This is a genomic window from [Phormidium] sp. LEGE 05292, assembly GCF_015207735.1.
Lineage (GTDB): Bacteria > Cyanobacteriota > Cyanobacteriia > Cyanobacteriales > Aerosakkonemataceae > Floridanema.
The window spans coordinates 1-15,100 of sequence record NZ_JADEWG010000146.1 but is presented as its reverse complement, the minus strand read 5'-3'; the positions used below and the strand labels follow the sequence as shown (position 1 = coordinate 15,100).

General features: G+C 41.7%; 13 protein-coding genes and 1 tRNA gene. 9 read left to right on the top strand and 5 right to left on the bottom strand.

Translation table 11 applies throughout. The features are described 5' to 3' along the window. The 3 genes from IQ264_RS33200 to trxA all read left to right on the top strand — a co-directional run. On the top strand, positions 1-250 hold a 250-nt coding region (locus IQ264_RS33200), incomplete at its 5' end, for a hypothetical protein (RefSeq protein WP_228061833.1). 2 nt (positions 251-252) lie between these two features. Next, positions 253-1,026 (top strand): 1-(5-phosphoribosyl)-5-[(5-phosphoribosylamino)methylideneamino]imidazole-4-carboxamide isomerase, encoded by a 774-nt coding sequence (hisA, locus tag IQ264_RS26495; RefSeq protein ID WP_193984555.1) that lies wholly within the window; start codon positions 253-255, stop codon positions 1,024-1,026. Between the two features lie 46 nt (positions 1,027-1,072). After that, positions 1,073-1,399 (top strand): thioredoxin, encoded by a 327-nt coding sequence (trxA, locus tag IQ264_RS26490; RefSeq protein ID WP_193984553.1) that lies wholly within the window; start codon positions 1,073-1,075, stop codon positions 1,397-1,399. A gap of 3 nt (positions 1,400-1,402) precedes the next feature. Here the strand turns inward: trxA and IQ264_RS26485 are convergent, their stop codons facing one another. Continuing rightward, the gene (locus IQ264_RS26485) at positions 1,403-1,561 is read right to left on the bottom strand and encodes a hypothetical protein (protein ID WP_193984551.1); all 159 of its coding nucleotides are present in this window, start codon (positions 1,559-1,561) and stop codon (positions 1,403-1,405) included. Here IQ264_RS26485 and IQ264_RS26480 point away from each other — a divergent pair. Then, a tRNA-Val gene (locus IQ264_RS26480) sits at positions 1,554-1,627 on the top strand. The two genes, IQ264_RS26485 and IQ264_RS26480, sit on opposite strands and share 8 nt — an antisense overlap. A gap of 437 nt (positions 1,628-2,064) precedes the next feature. Here the strand turns inward: IQ264_RS26480 and IQ264_RS26475 are convergent. After that, positions 2,065-2,658: a hypothetical protein gene (locus IQ264_RS26475; protein ID WP_193984549.1), complete on the bottom strand. Its 594-nt coding sequence runs from the start codon at positions 2,656-2,658 to the stop codon at positions 2,065-2,067. Between the two features lie 198 nt (positions 2,659-2,856). Then, complete coding sequence (locus tag IQ264_RS26470) at positions 2,857-4,140, bottom strand: FAD-dependent oxidoreductase (protein WP_193984547.1); 1,284 nt, start codon at positions 4,138-4,140, stop codon at positions 2,857-2,859. Positions 4,141-4,150: 10 nt separating this feature from the next. Between IQ264_RS26470 and IQ264_RS26465 the strand changes: the two genes are divergently transcribed. Further along, positions 4,151-4,291, top strand: a complete 141-nt coding sequence (locus IQ264_RS26465) for a hypothetical protein (protein ID WP_193984545.1) — start codon at positions 4,151-4,153, stop codon at positions 4,289-4,291. Here IQ264_RS26465 and IQ264_RS26460 read toward each other — a convergent pair. After that, complete coding sequence (locus tag IQ264_RS26460) at positions 4,279-5,355, bottom strand: spore photoproduct lyase family protein (protein ID WP_228061832.1); 1,077 nt, start codon at positions 5,353-5,355, stop codon at positions 4,279-4,281. The two genes, IQ264_RS26465 and IQ264_RS26460, sit on opposite strands and share 13 nt — an antisense overlap. Positions 5,356-5,927: 572 nt before the next feature. On the opposite strand from IQ264_RS26460, the gene IQ264_RS26455 reads away from it, so the two are divergent. After that, positions 5,928-6,743 carry a MinD/ParA family ATP-binding protein gene (locus tag IQ264_RS26455; RefSeq protein WP_193984543.1) on the top strand — a complete coding sequence of 272 codons (816 nt, stop codon included), beginning with the start codon at positions 5,928-5,930 and terminating at the stop codon, positions 6,741-6,743. A 189-nt stretch (positions 6,744-6,932) separates the two neighbouring features. Here IQ264_RS26455 and IQ264_RS26450 read toward each other — a convergent pair whose 3' ends face one another. Next, positions 6,933-8,492 (bottom strand): sigma-70 family RNA polymerase sigma factor, encoded by a 1,560-nt coding sequence (locus IQ264_RS26450; protein ID WP_193984541.1) that lies wholly within the window; start codon positions 8,490-8,492, stop codon positions 6,933-6,935. A 135-nt stretch (positions 8,493-8,627) separates the two neighbouring features. Between IQ264_RS26450 and IQ264_RS26445 the strand changes: the two genes are divergently transcribed. The 3 genes from IQ264_RS26445 (at position 8,628) to IQ264_RS26435 (ending at position 14,835) form a co-directional block, all read left to right on the top strand. After that, positions 8,628-11,375, top strand: a complete 2,748-nt coding sequence (locus IQ264_RS26445; protein WP_228061831.1) for a CHAT domain-containing protein — start codon at positions 8,628-8,630, stop codon at positions 11,373-11,375. Between the two features lie 505 nt (positions 11,376-11,880). Then, positions 11,881-12,210, top strand: a complete 330-nt coding sequence (locus IQ264_RS26440; RefSeq protein ID WP_193984539.1) for a hypothetical protein — start codon at positions 11,881-11,883, stop codon at positions 12,208-12,210. A 213-nt stretch (positions 12,211-12,423) separates the two neighbouring features. Continuing rightward, entirely contained in the window at positions 12,424-14,835 is a 2,412-nt protein-coding gene (locus IQ264_RS26435; RefSeq protein ID WP_193984537.1) for a filamentous hemagglutinin N-terminal domain-containing protein, read from the top strand. Positions 14,836-15,100: the final 265 nt, after the last annotated feature.

Sequence of the window (15,100 nt, the reverse complement as noted above, 5' to 3'; positions counted from 1 at the left end):
GGACAAGGGGACAAGGGGACAAGGAGAATTTTTGCCTTCTGCCTTCTGCCTTTCTTACCTTCTGCCTTCTGCCTTCTGCCTTCTGCCTTCTGCCTTTCTTACCTTCTGCCTTCTGCCTTTCTTACCTTCTGCCTTCTGCCTTTCTTACCTTCTGCCTTCTGCCTTCTGCCTTTCTTACCTTCTGCCTTCTGCCTTCTGCCTTCTGCCTTTCCCCAGTACCCAGTCCCAACTCAAAACTCAAAACTATTAAAAATGGAAGTTATCCCAGCAATTGATTTATTAGATGGTAAATGTGTGCGACTGTATCAAGGAGATTATTCGCAGTCGCAAGTTTTTGATGAAAATCCGGTTGCTGTTGCCAAACAGTGGGTAGAACAAGGGGCGACTCGATTACATTTAGTGGATTTAGATGGCGCTAAAACTGGAGAATCAGTTAATTTAAAAAGTATAGAAGCGATCGTGCAAGCTGTACCCATCGCAGTTGAAGTTGGTGGAGGATTGCGCGATCGCACCAGCGTTGCCACACTATTAAATATCGGAGTTCGCTGGGCAATTTTGGGAACTGTTGCTGTCGAAAAACCGGAATTAGTCGAACAACTTTGTCAAGAATTCCCCGGTAAAATTATCGTCGGAATTGATGCCCGCAATGGTAAAGTTGCCACCAGAGGTTGGTTAGAAACATCCGAAGTTACTGCCCAAAATTTAGCGCAACAAATGGCACAAATGGGTGCAGCCGAAATTATTTATACTGACATTCATCGGGATGGTACTCTTCAGGGGCCAAATTTAGAAGCATTGCGAGAATTAGCAAGTAATCTTTCGATTCCGGTAATTGCATCTGGTGGCGTAAGTTCTTTAACTGACCTTTTCAGTTTACTTGCTTTGGAACCTTTAGGTGTGCGCGGTGCGATCGTCGGACGCGCCATATATACTGGAGATGTTTCACTTCAAGAAGCAATTCAAGCCGTAGGTTCTGGGCGTTATCAAGACGTACCCCCAGATTTAGGAAACACTACTTTTGCTTAAGATATGTAATTCAAAATTTACCAATAGTAACACTTGAGATACAGACATGGGTACTGCTACATTCATTCAAGATCAAACTGAATTTGATTCCCTACTGGCAACAGAGTCCTTTTTGGTTGTAGATTGCACTGCAACCTGGTGTGGGCCTTGTAGACTTATTGCGCCTTTGATCGATCAATTGGCAGCGGAATATAGCGATCGGGCTAAGGTTTTGAAGCTCGATCTGGATGCTAATCAGCCCATTGCCAAGCGATTTGGGATCAAAAGCATCCCAGCTGTCTTGTTCTTTAAACAAGGCGAATTAATAGAAACCCTGGTTGGAATTAAACCTTACGAGGAATTTAGCAACGCTGTTAAACGCCTCCTGTCCTAAGTCTTAAAGTATCGGAATAAATAGATTAGCGAAAGTTATGGCTACCATAAAAGGTTTTGAACGATAGTGCGATCGATCGCAGAAATCCCACAAAACCTTATTTCTCAGAAATTTGGCTATAAATCCAAAATCCATGCTATATTGATAAATCCGAGGACGCATAGCTCAGTTGGTTAGAGCACTACGTTGACATCGTAGGGGTCACTGGTTCGAGTCCAGTTGTGTCCATTTAGTTAATCAAGAGCAAATCTAATACTGGTAAGGGTTTCAGCCTTCTTCTGCTAATCTACAGTTTGTGTTTAAACCTGTTACTACAGCCATCTGACCTAAGAAATTGACCTAAATCTGACCTAAGCATTAAAGAGCTTCTAACCCGCTTCTATCTAGCTGGTAGAGTCCTTCTAGCTTTTGCGCTCGCTTTCTCCTGACGATTATCTAACCCCAAAGGCTATGACAAAGAATGCCAGTTTCAGCCACTTTAAAGGATAAATTTAAGATACGAGATTTCAAGGGTTTCAGACATGGCGGGTAAACGGAATCGAAAAGGGACAGTAGGAGTTGAGAATTTCAAGGTAGTACTCAGAAGTGGATGATTATTGACGAAAGCATTTGTGGATGAAGCTAGTTAAATTGTCCTAAAGCCGATCGCGTCAGCTTCAAAGGAATTAAACCTGGTAGAAGTCTGCCAATACGCTTTCTAACCAATCATTATATTTCATAGGTTTATGAGAAAGCAGCGTGATTTCAGAGCGCCAGAAGAAGAACCTTTTTTGATTGGTTATCGCTTTGAGTACCCAATAGTAACTCGTTCCTTGGGCACCACCCACCTTATATTTTTTAAAGTTGAGAAGTGAATCTCTAGGAATTAAGTGCGTTCGACTCATTCCCAATAACTGGTACTTCACTATTAATTTTTCCGGGAAAGCTCGATACTCAATAATCCCAAACAAAGTCCAAACTAAATCGGGGATAACCATACCTGTTGGTACAGATAAAAACATGATTATAAACAACAGACTCTCAACAGAGAAACGGTTTTCATCAAAATATACCACCTCTTTGGATCTGGGAAAATGCCAAAAATCCGGCTGCAAAATCCGATTTTGTAGCGCACTTAAAGGCTGTGTAGATAGCCAATAACCTACTACTATAAAAGCCGAGATGGTGAGAAACGTAGCAATTATGATTAAAAAGACTTTAATGGGGTATAGCGATAGTCGCTCGTGGTATTGAATAACCAGAATGGGAAACTCAGACAAGATTTTAAATCCCTTTGGGACTTTGTTGCTAGACAGCATGATAATTGAGTGAGAAAATATTTTTATAGAATATAGATTAGTCTTTATATCACTACGCTTTATCCTTTAGCTTTTCCCGATGACTTGTACTAGGAAGCTAACAACTTGTGTTAGTAGAAATGACAGGCAGCAATAGAAAAGCAACATAGTAAAATGCTTTCAAGAAGTCTCACAGGTACCGCTTTTATTATCTTTAAGTTGTTTAGCTAGCCATACCCACAGTTGGTTGTTACGGAGTACTCGCGCATAGCTGGCATCCACTTGATTAAGCTGAGCAAAGATGCTTGGCTGTTTGAGAACAACAGTCCATAGTAACGTGAAAACTTTGTAGAGAAGTCCTAACCAGCGATGGTAAAAAACAAGTGTTATTAGACTCAGATCGGACCCAGCATGACCCTCTTTTACTTGCTGAGCCGAAAATTGCGGTAAGACGATCGATAATTGATTGTCGTACTGCCCAAGCAACGTGCTCAGAACCACCGCATCCGCGATCGCCGCAGTGCAGCCTTGTCCCAAAAGACTAAACATCCCATGTGCTGCATCTCCGATCAAGACGGCTTGACCTTCCAGATGATGATAGCAGCGACATTGACTCCAATATTCATGTCCGGGTCGGGCTGCCAGGAATGCAGCTGCCTGTTCTGGGTCAAGCTGGAGTACAGGCATGGATTTGGGAGTCATCTGTTGCAGTAATTGCTGTAATTCCTCTATCGTTGCAATTCCACCAGGGTTAAGCCGATCTTGATTCCCCGTTGGTTGCCAGAAAATCAAGGCGATGAAACCACCCGGTTTTTGCGGTAAGCAGCCACCAAACACAAAACCAAATCTGCTGCTGCGCGTTTGCAGTCGCAGGATACGCAGTGGGTGCTGGAGTTCTGGCTGAACTGGTAATTGTAGGGCTTTCCAAACCTGTGGGCGTTGCTGTTGTTGAAACTGGATTTCTTCTGGTAGTGAATCCATCATGGCACGACGGACAAGCGAGTGAATTCCATCTGCGCCCACCAAAAGATCGTAGGCGATCGTTTCACTACCAAACTCTCTTTCTACTTTGATCTCACGACGGACGAGATCGACATCTACAACTGAAGCGTTAAAGTTAACAGATAGCCGGGGATTCCCATCAGGAGTTTGTTCGCTCTGGTAAAACTGGAGCGATCGCACGAGCAACGCACAGAGTTGATGACGCGGAATCAAGATCAGCCCACCCGGATTAAATTCTATTCCTTCAGAGGCTAACTGTTCCTCTAGTCCGGCAATACCGTTCAACCACTGCCGTACTCTTGCTCCTAATCCCAGACCAAATCCTCGGTTGTTAAGCGGCTCTAAATCGGTTGGATTTGGGTTACATTCATACAGCTGTACCCTGTAGCTTGGGCTAAGAGCAAGTAGCTGATTGGCTAAGAACAGACCCGCAGGCCCTGCACCGACAATGACAACATTCATATCAAATACTATGAGTTGTTGGCGACAAAACAGAATTCAGTTTAGTTTACGACCAAAATATCTTCAGGCGATCGCTATATTCCAACTATTTGCCATCTATAGCATCCTCCAACCTGCAAAAGAAAAACGCGCTAACCATTACGTCCAATAGAGAATTTGCGCTTGTGGGAAGCGACGAGCGATTTCCTGTTCAAAAAAGCGGCGCAGAGCGTTCATGGTGTCTTTATCATAGACATACTTGATGCCACCAAATTTGTTCCGTTTGATGACTCGTCCCGCTTCATCTAAATCTAGCTTGCTATGCGGATACCAAGTTTGCAATACTTCCTTCGAGCCAGGAGTAAAGCGGTGAGAAATTAACTCAAATGTCAGATCGCAATCAAAATCTAGTGCAGCACTGATCTGGTCAAACAGTTGAGTATAGTGGTCTTCCCAATCTTCGATCGGCATTATCGGAGCAATCACCAATCCTACAGGATAGCCACCACCTCCCTGTTGCGGGGGCAATGCCAGCTTTCGCAGTGCTCCTAAACGGGCGGCAACTGAGGCGGTTCCTCCCTCCATCCTGGTAGAAATGGGAGCAGCGTTTACACTGACTCGACAGCGGGTATGTCCGTTGTGGGCTAACTCTAATAATGGTTCAACTGCATCAAATTTAGAAACCCAGCGCAGATAACCATCCTCACGAGTACCAAAGTAGCGAATGCACTCTTTCAGGCTGCCTGTGAGATGTTCGATCCCTAACGGATCGGTGTAACAACTGACCTCAAAAGAAGTATTTTTCCCCGGCTTTTCATAAGCAGCAAGGTTGGCAATAATCTGCGGTAGGTTGGCAAAGACGCGAATTACTGGTGGTCCCTGCAAACTGCCAGCCAGGTAACAATATTGACAATGCGCTGGACAGCCTTCTGCTAGGTGAAACTGCCAGTCAGCTGAAGGGGGAATCGGGCCTAGTTTGAAATGGCTATTGGGGGCAGTTACCACTGCTAAGGTGCGTTTGGAAATATCGTAGGTTTGACGCTCAGTTTCACCCCGTAACCCTGTCAATCGATTGCGGGGCAACTCTTCGATCGGTAATCCCAGTGTCCGCACCCGCTCTAATATCTGCTGTCCCCACGCTTCCTCTAGAGCAGCGGGAGTAAACAAAACGCGCTCTGGCATCCACAAACGCGGCTTGGTCAATGTTGTTGCTTCCACAGAAGTCGATAAAGTCAAAATCGATTCTCCACACTAGGTCTACTTTCCATTGTGATTTCATCTCCACTAAAAAAACTCTCCCAAGTAGAGAGATTTCACTCCATCAAAAGCAGTGTTTGCCCATATTTTTTGCTTAGTAAAATTAGTGATGAAACTTGTTCCCCTGTAGCGACAAAAAAGGAATTACCTACTTTACCAATGTACGATAATTTTAGTATTAAATTGCCATTACCATTATCGAATGAGTTTATTAGCTGGAAAAAAAGCTCCACCTTGTAGCTAAAAAGTTTTAGAATCGCAAGTTATACCAATTCTCTATAAAGATGCGCTGCATCTCACCCCACCCCAAACCCCTCTCCGTCCAAAGGGAGGGGCTAGGGAACAGACTTAAGTTTGTTTTCTTAACTTTTCTCTGTTTCTATGCAAAAAAAATCTAAAACCATTGCCTTATATAGCTTATAGCTGTTTTTTGCCCCAAAAAAAGACCGCACTCAGGGATAGCACTGCATAAATCAAATTCCATGACACCCATTTAGATTAACAGGAGAGAGCAAGCCAAATAAACACCTGCTCTCAGAAACAGACTCGTTATGCCGAAAATTGTCTCAATTCACTCCTATCGAGGCGGTACTGGCAAATCTAACTCAACTGCCAATATTGCCACAGCTATTGCGCGTCAAGGTTATCGCGTTGGTATTATCGATGCTGATATTCAATCTCCTGGGATTCACACTCTATTTGGGCTTAATCCAGCAAAGATCGATCGCACATTGAATGACTTTATTTGGGGTTACTGTGCGATCGCTGATGCTGCTTACAATGTTACCTCGGTACTCAACGACCAAGGAACTGCTAATAGCAAAATTTACTTAATACCTTCTAGTATCAAAGTAAACTATATCTCCCGCATATTACGCGAACGCTTTGATATTGAAGTTCTATTAGATGGTTTCCAAAGTTTAATCAAAGACCTCCATCTTGACTACTTATTTATTGATACCCATCCTGGTCTAAATCAAGAAACATTAATATTCCTAAAAGCCTCTGATATTGTTTTATTAATGCTCCGACCCGATCGGCAAGATTTTCAGGGTACTGCCATCACGGTAGATGTAGCACGGAAACTTCGACTACCTAACTTACTAATAATGATGAATAAAGTACTCAAAGAATATGACTTTGACGATCTTCGCCAGCAAGTTGAACAAATTTACAAAGCTCCAGTTGTCGGTATCCTTCCTGAATCAGAGGATATGCTCAGACTTGCTAGCAGCGATATTTTCTGTCTTAAATATCCTCAGCATCCTGTGAGTCAGGAAATAGAGAAAGTTGCCCAAGAAATTCTGTCTCAAAAAAAGCAGTTTAGCATTAGCGATCGCCTCCAAATCTCTGCCCAATTTCAGTAGCTTACAAAGCGATATAATGAATTTGCGTGTGGGGTGTAGGGGTTAGGGAAAAGAGTCGGACTCAAAGGGGAAAAGTTCTCTTTTATTGTCCAATATTTTTCCCTACACCCTAACCCCTACCCCCTACACCCTGCCTTTAAAGATCGCTTTTCGGGAGAGCCTTTGAAAAAAAAAGTCGAGAGTTTAGATTCAAGTTAATCGATCATAAACTAGCGATTCCTCTACAAGAAAACCCACTTTGTTAAACACTGGTAGAATTGCATCTATCGGCAGGTTCAATTCTGTTTCTAATTTAAATATAAAAGCTTTTGTTAATGTTTGTTTTGCTTTCAAAGCTTCGGGCGAAACTTCGACTGTGATTGGTTGATTATGATGCAATCTATTACTAAAAACTAATGATTTCTCTGCTTTGTTAACTTCCTGACTAGCTTGTTCTAAAATTGATTTGACTAATCGTTGACAATGAGACTGCAAGCACTCATCCAAAGCTTCTTTAATTTTGGCTAAATCTTGTTCGTTATCGATCGCATTACTAGGATTAGCTTGATTCCATTCATTAGCAAAATCTTTTAAAATATTTTTGGTATACCGGGCTAAATGTCGAGCTACTTGATACTGCTTTTGTAATTCCGGATACTTAGTTTTAATTACTGTAGCAATTTCACTTTGAGTTAAGTCTAATCCTTGCCCAAGTATCAACATAATTTGTCCAGCTTCGGGAATAGCTGCAAACACTTTAGCAACGAGTAACTGCACCTGTTGGTTTTCTTCTTCGTAAACTGCAATATCCCAAGGAGTAGGATTAGAATCGGATATACGATCGTACTCTTCGAGAGGAAGAAACTGCTTTGTTCGGTAATTCCGTGCTGCTTTTATACAAATTTCCAATATTTCTTGAACTTTGTCTTCATTGGCTAGTAATTTTGGTAAATCTAGCTGATTAAGTCGCTGATTGTAATAATCAGCTATTTGTTTTAAATCTTTTTGTGTTGGAGGTTTTAAGCTACGGGTGCTATCCTCTTGTTGAGGTTGATAAATTTCACTAAAGCATTGCCAAATTAGTCTATATAACTCGATTGTTTGTTGATTAATTCCTTGAGATGCTAAAGCTTCTGTTAATTCTTTAGCACTCAAATCTTTTAACAAACCATAATTGCTAAATTTTCGGCTTTTTGCTTCTACATCTTGTTGGTAAATTTTATCTCTTATAAAACGGAATATCGCTAATTTAGCATAACCTTCAATGTTAGAACGAGGTCGATCGAGATTAAAACTTTTGAAGAGTTTCTCTGGCAGATTAGCAAATGAAGCAGCTATCTGAAAGTATTCTTCTATCGAGTATTTATAACGGAGAAATTGATATTTAAGATGAGTTTTTTGGGCTGCCCAAAGGCAAGCTTCTTGTAAATAAGCTGATAAATGTCTTGCGGTTATTAAAGGAGTAATTGTTAAAGTTTGGTGATTCACAACTGTTCGAGAGGGAAAAAGAAGAAAAAGAGGAGTAACAGAAAATTCGATCGACGAAATACTTGCTTTCCTGCTGCTTTCCGTCTGAGATACCTCTTTGAGTATTTTCAGGAAGTATTTAGCCCAAAATTCTTCTTTAGCTTCTGGATCTGATTGTGTTAAATGTTTTATTTGGCGTTCTAATTGCGGATCTGTTTGCCAAAAGTATTTGTGTCCGCTTTTACGATCGCCAAAGCTGAGAAAAGTCGAGAACTTTTGGACGATATCTTCCCGTTTTTTCATGGAAGTTTCCTTTTTGTCAAAAAATATTCTTTAATAATTTTTCCTAGTAGTACGGTGGGCGTTGCCAACTATAAGTTTAAAATATGAAAAATACTTTTGAGCAATGCCCACCCTACTGTAATACTATACTTAAAAATGAAAAAATGTTTCCAGCTTTTTTGTGTAATGCTTTGGCATCGTCGCCAAACTATAAAAATAATACTGGCTTTTTTAGGTGCATTTTCGATCGCCTGTGGGTTGATTTCAGTTCCAGCTTTCCCTCAATTTGTCCCAAGTCAAGCAAATCCCCAAGTATTAATTGAACAAAGTCGAAAACTTTACGATGTGGGACAATTTACTGAAGCTGTAACAATTTTGCAGCAAGTAGCAGAGCTTTTTCGAGCTAAAGGAGATAAAGTTGGGGAGGCGATCGCACTAAGCAATCTCTCTGTCTCTTACAAACAACTCGGACAGTTAGAAACAGCATACTCTTATATTACCGCAAGTTTAAAATTATTAAACAATTCAGAACGTGCTACGCACCGCTACGTTAACAAAACTGAGAACTCAGAACTTGTTTTAGCTCAAATCTTAGATATTCAAGGTAATTTGCAATTAGAATTAGCAAAAGCTCAACCAGCTTTAGAAAGTTGGAAACAAGCTGATAATATTTATCATCGCATCGGCGATCGAATTGGGCAAATTCGTAGCCAAATAAACATAGCTCAAGCACAGCAAGCTTTGGGAATGTACCGCCAAGCAAGAATCACTTTAGAACAAGTTAATCAAACTCTGGCAACTCAACCTGATTCTATTACCAAAGCAACTGCTTTGCGTAGTCTTGGAGATGTGCTGCAATTAATCGGTGATTTAGATAATTCTCTCAAACTTTTGCAGCAAAGTAAAGATATTGCCGAAAACCTGAAATCTCCTACAGAAATAAGTGCGACGCTGCTTAGTTTAGGAAACACTCAAGTAGCTTTGGGAAATCGATCGAGAACTACCAGCGATAATATAATTGCAGAAAAATATACACCATTAAATTGTACTAATAAATTCCCCTCTGCTGGCGCTCAAAAATTCTATCAGCAAGCCGCCCAATTTTATGAACAAGCTGCCGCTAATTCTACCTCTTCATTGGCACAAGTTCAAGCACAACTAAATCATTTGAGCGTATTAATCCAACTCAATAAATGGCTAGAAGCCCAAAACTTATCGGCTGAAATAAAATCTAAATTATCTAAAACACCTTTGTCTCATGCCGCTATTTCTGCTCAAATTAACTTTGCTCAAAATCTCGTGTGTTTCAAGCAAGCAACAGCCGATGATGTACCTACTTGGCAAGAAATTGCCCAATATTTCGGGGTTGCTATTGAGCAGTCAAAGAGTATTGACGATCGCCGTTTAGAAGCTTACGCTCTTGGTGCATTGGGTGGGCTTTACTTGGAAACTCAAAACTTAAATCAGGCTGAAGAAATTACCCAAAAAGCTCTTCTATTAGCTCAAGAAATTAAAGCAGAATATATTGCTTATTTGTGGCAATGGCAGTTAGGATATATATTGAAAAGTCAGGGGGATGTGAGAAGTGCGATCGCATCTTACACCGAAGCAGTAAATACCCTCAAATCTTTACGCAGCGACTTAGTTGCACTCAATCCAGATGTGCAGTTTTCCTTTCGAGATAATGTCGAACCTGTTTATCGACAACTAGTTGATTTACTTTTAAAGCCGTTGACGGGAGGGACACAAGGGGAGGTTAATCAAAAGAATTTAAAGCAAGCTCGTGATGTAATTGAAGCACTACAACTAAGTGAATTAGAAAACTTTTTTCGTGAAGCTTGTTTACAAGCTAAACCTCAACAAATTGACGAAATAGTTGATAAAACTGACCCAACATCGGCGGTTATCTATCCAATTATTTTGCCCGATCGTTTAGAAATCATTCTGAAATTACCAACTGATAGCGAACTGCATAACTTTACAACTTATAAACCGCAAAGCGAAATCGAAAGTAACTTAGAAAAATTACAACAATACTTAAGAGAACCAGACCGGATTAATGATGTCAAAAAGTTATCCGAGCAGGTTTATAATTGGTTAATCGAACCGCTTGCAACCGAGTTAGAAAAAAAGCAAATAAAAACTTTAGTGTTCGTCTTAGATGGCTACTTACGCAATGTGCCGATGGCGGTTCTATACGATAATAAACAGCAAAAATATTTAATTCAAAAATATGCTATTGCTGTGGCTCCAGGTTTACAACTTGTCGAATCAAAATCTTTACAAAGAGGCAAATTATACGCTTTAATTGGTGGAGTGAGCGAAGAAAGACAAATAGAAGGGAAAAGCTTTACGCCACTGGAGAATGTTAATCAGGAATTGCAAGAAATTAAATCTGAAGTACCTCGCAGTCAGCAACTTGTCAATCAAAATTTCACTGAAAGTGACCTAAAAAACCGGATTAACTCAGTTCCTTTTTCGGTAGTTCATTTGGCAACTCACGGTCAGTTTTCCTCTAATGCTAACGACACTTTTATTCTGACTTGGAAAGAACTATTAAAAGCCAAAGATTTTGATAATTTATTGCGGCTGCGCGATTCCAGTGAGTCAAGTTCGATCGAACTACTAGTTTTAAGCGCCTGTCAAACAGCCGCAGGAGACAGAAGGGCGGCTTTAGGACTCGCGGGAATAGCTGTACGCGCAGGGGCACGCAGTACCTTAGCAACTTTGTGGTCAGTGGACGATCGATCTACTGCCGAACTAATGAGTCAATTTTATCAAGAGTTGGCTAACGCCCAAGTAAGCAAAGCCGAAGCACTACGTCGCGCACAACTAACCTTGTTAGCAAATTATGAAATACCCTATTTCTGGGCTCCTTACGTTTTGGTGGGTAATTGGCTGTAGTCGTTTTAGCCCGCCTGGGACTCAAGTCCCAGGCTAATAGCGAAACTCCTCTGAAGAGGACTAATATCATGTCCGGCTAATCAACCTTAATATCCTTAATCCGAAACCCTGTAGAGACGTTGCATGCAACGTCTCTACATTATGGGTAATCGACCGGACATGATATAAAATATTTGAAATTAAATGCTTTCAGTCCACTTGTAGGGGCGGGTTTAGTAGATAACCCTTGTGTCTAACATATAACCTCACAACAAAACCCGCCCCTACTTGAGCTATAAGAAAAGCGAATTGATTCGCAGGCGGATTTTGGCAGTTGTGCAAAATGTGACTATAAGAAAAGCGAATTGATCAGGCAGGTGGATTGTGGCACTGCTGCAATGGTAGTCCATTTGTTAAGTTTGCTAGCAATTGGTTGGTAAGCGATCGCTGAACCATAGATACTGTACTGTATCCGCTCAAAAAAGCCTTGAAAAGTTCGCTAGAGCATTTAACCAGGAGATAAATCGTGAAACGCAAAATTTCTCTATTACTGGCTTTGACTTTATCATTCCTGATGATGTTTGGATCTATTGCTAAAGCTGAGGAAATTAAAGTTCCAATTTCAGTTTCTACATCAGAATCAACTAAGTTAGAAGTTGTGAAAAACCCAGTTGCAAAAACTAATGAAGCAGATTGTCCACCGCCACAGGCACAGGCTAGCGAACAGGTTTTGGAGGAGGTGAAACAAGTGGGTAATGGCATAACAAAGCCTCTACAATGCACCTTACCTTGTCCTCCTAGCGGTCGTCTTGGATATTGGAACGGATATCTTTGTGTAATATGTGACCCCAAATAATGCAGCAGATTCGAGAGATTGACTGAATAGCCAAATTATTGTCTAAATTTGTCTAATCTTGTTCTCTGCATTAATTAACTTTCTGAGCCCTGGCATTTTTCCAGGAAATTGTAGGGACACGGCGTATTAGAGATAACGGTTGATACAACAAGCTTAATGATGCCGTGTCCCTACCCCCATCAACAGACTCAATCAAATTAAAAATAATAGTTAATGAAAAAGCAGAATTACTATTTTTGGATAACTGGTTTACTATCCCTGTGCTATCTACTAAAAACCGATGTTACTCAAGCACAAATAAGCTCAGACGGGACTTTATCTACCCAGGTTCAAACCACAAATAACCTGAATTTTACTATTAATAATGGAAACCGTGTCGGCAACAACCTTTTTCACAGTTTTCGGGAATTTTCTGTCCCTACAGGGGGTTCGGCTACCTTCGCTAATGACGTGGATGTGAAGAACATTTTTAGCCGCGTCACAGGTAGTTCTATCTCTAACATAGATGGCTTACTCAAAACTAACGGATCTGCGAATCTGTTTTTGATCAATCCCAATGGGATTATTTTTGGTTCCAATGCTCAGTTAAATATTGGTGGTTCTTTTGTAGCGAGTACAGCCAGTAAATTACTCTTTGCTGATGGCACTCAATTTAGTGCTACTAATACTCAAACACCACCACTACTGACTGTCAGTGTACCTGTAGGATTGCAATTTGGGCAAACGGCACAGCCAATTCAAATTGAGGGGTCTAAACTAGAGGTTGTGCCTGGTAATACGTTGGCGATGTTGGGTGGTGATGTATTAATAAAAGGTAGTAATCTAAGAGCATCGGCAGGGCGAATTGAGCTAGGAAGTGTAGCTGGTGATAGTTTTGTGAGCCTGACTCCGATTACTGAAGGCTTTGCTTTGGGATATGAGAACGTACTTAATTTTCAAGATATTCAAGCCCAAGAATCTTTTATTAGAACAAGTGGTGAAGGCAATGGGGCTATGCAGTTACAGGGAAGAAGAATTGCGATCGCAGACGGATCACGAATAGGGGGAAATACTGTCGGAGAGAAAGCAGGTCAACCTTTGGTAATCAGAGCATCTGAGTCTGTAGAAGTAAACTCTAGCTTTATAGTTTGTTTGGCAGACACTGGAACTGGAACAGGAAGTGACATAATAATTGAAACTAAAAGGTTGCTGGTTGAAGCTGGAAATGATCTTGGAATTATAGAGACAACTACTGGAAGTTCTGGACGCGGAGGAAATTTAACTGTAAATGCCTCTGAATCCATTGAAATGCTTGGACAACAAGGATCTTTTGCTAGCTTGAGGGTTCGGACTTACGGCCAGGAAGAGGATGCTGCGGCTGGGGATGCTGGAACATTGCAGGTTTCCACTAGAAGATTGATTCTCCGTAATGGTGGGGAGATCTCAACTTCTACTCTTGGTGAAGGTAGGGGAGGAACTTTAATTGTAAATGCCTCGGAATTTATCGAAGCAAGTGGTCGATCGGTTGTAGGTGGTCGTCTTGATTCTCCCAGCGGTCTGCGTTCTGAGAGCAGAAACCCCGACATTTTAACAGTCACAGGTAGAGGAGGAAACATAATAGTCAACACCCAGCGGCTAGTCGTCCAAGACGGTGCAACCGTCTCAGTTGCATCGATTAACGGTAGTCTAGGTCAAGCAGGGAGTTTAGAGGTTAATGCCTCGGACTCTGTTACGGTGAGTGGTACTGGTATCAATGCCAAAGGTCAAGTTGTTCCCAGCAGCTTGCTAGCGACAAGTGAGGGTTCTGGTGGCGCTGGCGAATTGAGAGTTAATACCCCGAAGTTAACTATCCGCGATGGGGCAGCAGTTAGCGTCAATAATACAGGTTCGGGAACCACAGGCGACCTTCAAATTACAGCTAACAACCTGTTGCTCGATCGAGGAAAACTCACCGCCGAAACTACCGGGGGTCAAGGAAATATCAACTTACACGCTGGGAACATAATCTTGCGCCGAGGCAGTCAAATCACCACCAACGCCACCGGAAGCAACATCACTGGAAGCAACATCACCATCAATACCGATGTCCTCACCGCCTTAGAAAATAGCGACATCAGCGCCAACTCTCAAGATTTTCGCGGCGGTAATGTGCAAATTAATGCCTCTGGGATCTTTGGCACCCAGTTCCGCAACGCAAACACACCTTTGAGCGATATCACTGCGACTGGTGCCAATTCTCAGTTAAACGGCATTGTACAAATCAATACCCCCGATGTTGACCCCGCTGCTGGATTAGTAGAGTTAACAGCTGATGTAGTCGATACTACTCGTTTGATTGCCACAGGATGTCCAGCTAATAGAGGCAATTCATTTACCGTTACCGGACGTGGGGGATTGCCAGCTTTACCCAGCGAACCGCTGCGTCCTAATAATACAGTATCGGTGGATTGGGTGACGGGCAATTCTCAGGAGCAAAGAACCATTTCATCTACTACCAATTACCCACCACCCACCACCAAAAAAAACCCGGAAATTGTCGAAGCAACTAGTTGGGTGAGAAATAATCAAGGTCAAGTTGTGCTGATAAGTTCGACACCTAATGTTACTGCTAGCAGTAATTTGTTTGTTAAACCATCATGCCGTTAAGGTTATTTTTGATTTGTAGGGGCACGCACTCGCGTTCGCCCCTACTTCATTGTCTAATAACTCAAGTTGCTAGTTACAAGTCTGGCTCTTTCTTAGCCCCCCTTATTAAGGGGGGTTGGGGGGATCAAAACCCAGTAATCACAGCCTTAGATCCCCCCCATTCCCCCAGGGCTAATTCATTTTCAACGGAGAAATTGATTTGTGAAGGAGAGATAATGCAAACAACGGAAAAATCATCTTTCCCCTTGTCCCCTTGTCTCCTTGT

Bases quoted from the DNA above. Each gene is read 5' to 3' on its own strand.
- hisA (WP_193984555.1), top strand. From the start codon at position 253: ATGGAAGTTATCCCAGCAATTGATTTATTAGATGGTAAATGTGTGCGA.
- trxA (WP_193984553.1), top strand. From the start codon at position 1,073: ATGGGTACTGCTACATTCATTCAAGATCAAACTGAATTTGATTCCCTA.
- IQ264_RS26485 (WP_193984551.1), bottom strand. From the start codon at position 1,561: ATGCGTCCTCGGATTTATCAATATAGCATGGATTTTGGATTTATAGCC.
- IQ264_RS26470 (WP_193984547.1), bottom strand. From the start codon at position 4,140: ATGAATGTTGTCATTGTCGGTGCAGGGCCTGCGGGTCTGTTCTTAGCC.
- IQ264_RS26465 (WP_193984545.1), top strand. From the start codon at position 4,151: ATGAGTTGTTGGCGACAAAACAGAATTCAGTTTAGTTTACGACCAAAA.
- IQ264_RS26455 (WP_193984543.1), top strand. From the start codon at position 5,928: ATGCCGAAAATTGTCTCAATTCACTCCTATCGAGGCGGTACTGGCAAA.
- IQ264_RS26450 (WP_193984541.1), bottom strand. From the start codon at position 8,492: ATGAAAAAACGGGAAGATATCGTCCAAAAGTTCTCGACTTTTCTCAGC.
- IQ264_RS26445 (WP_228061831.1), top strand. From the start codon at position 8,628: ATGAAAAAATGTTTCCAGCTTTTTTGTGTAATGCTTTGGCATCGTCGC.
- IQ264_RS26435 (WP_193984537.1), top strand. From the start codon at position 12,424: ATGAAAAAGCAGAATTACTATTTTTGGATAACTGGTTTACTATCCCTG.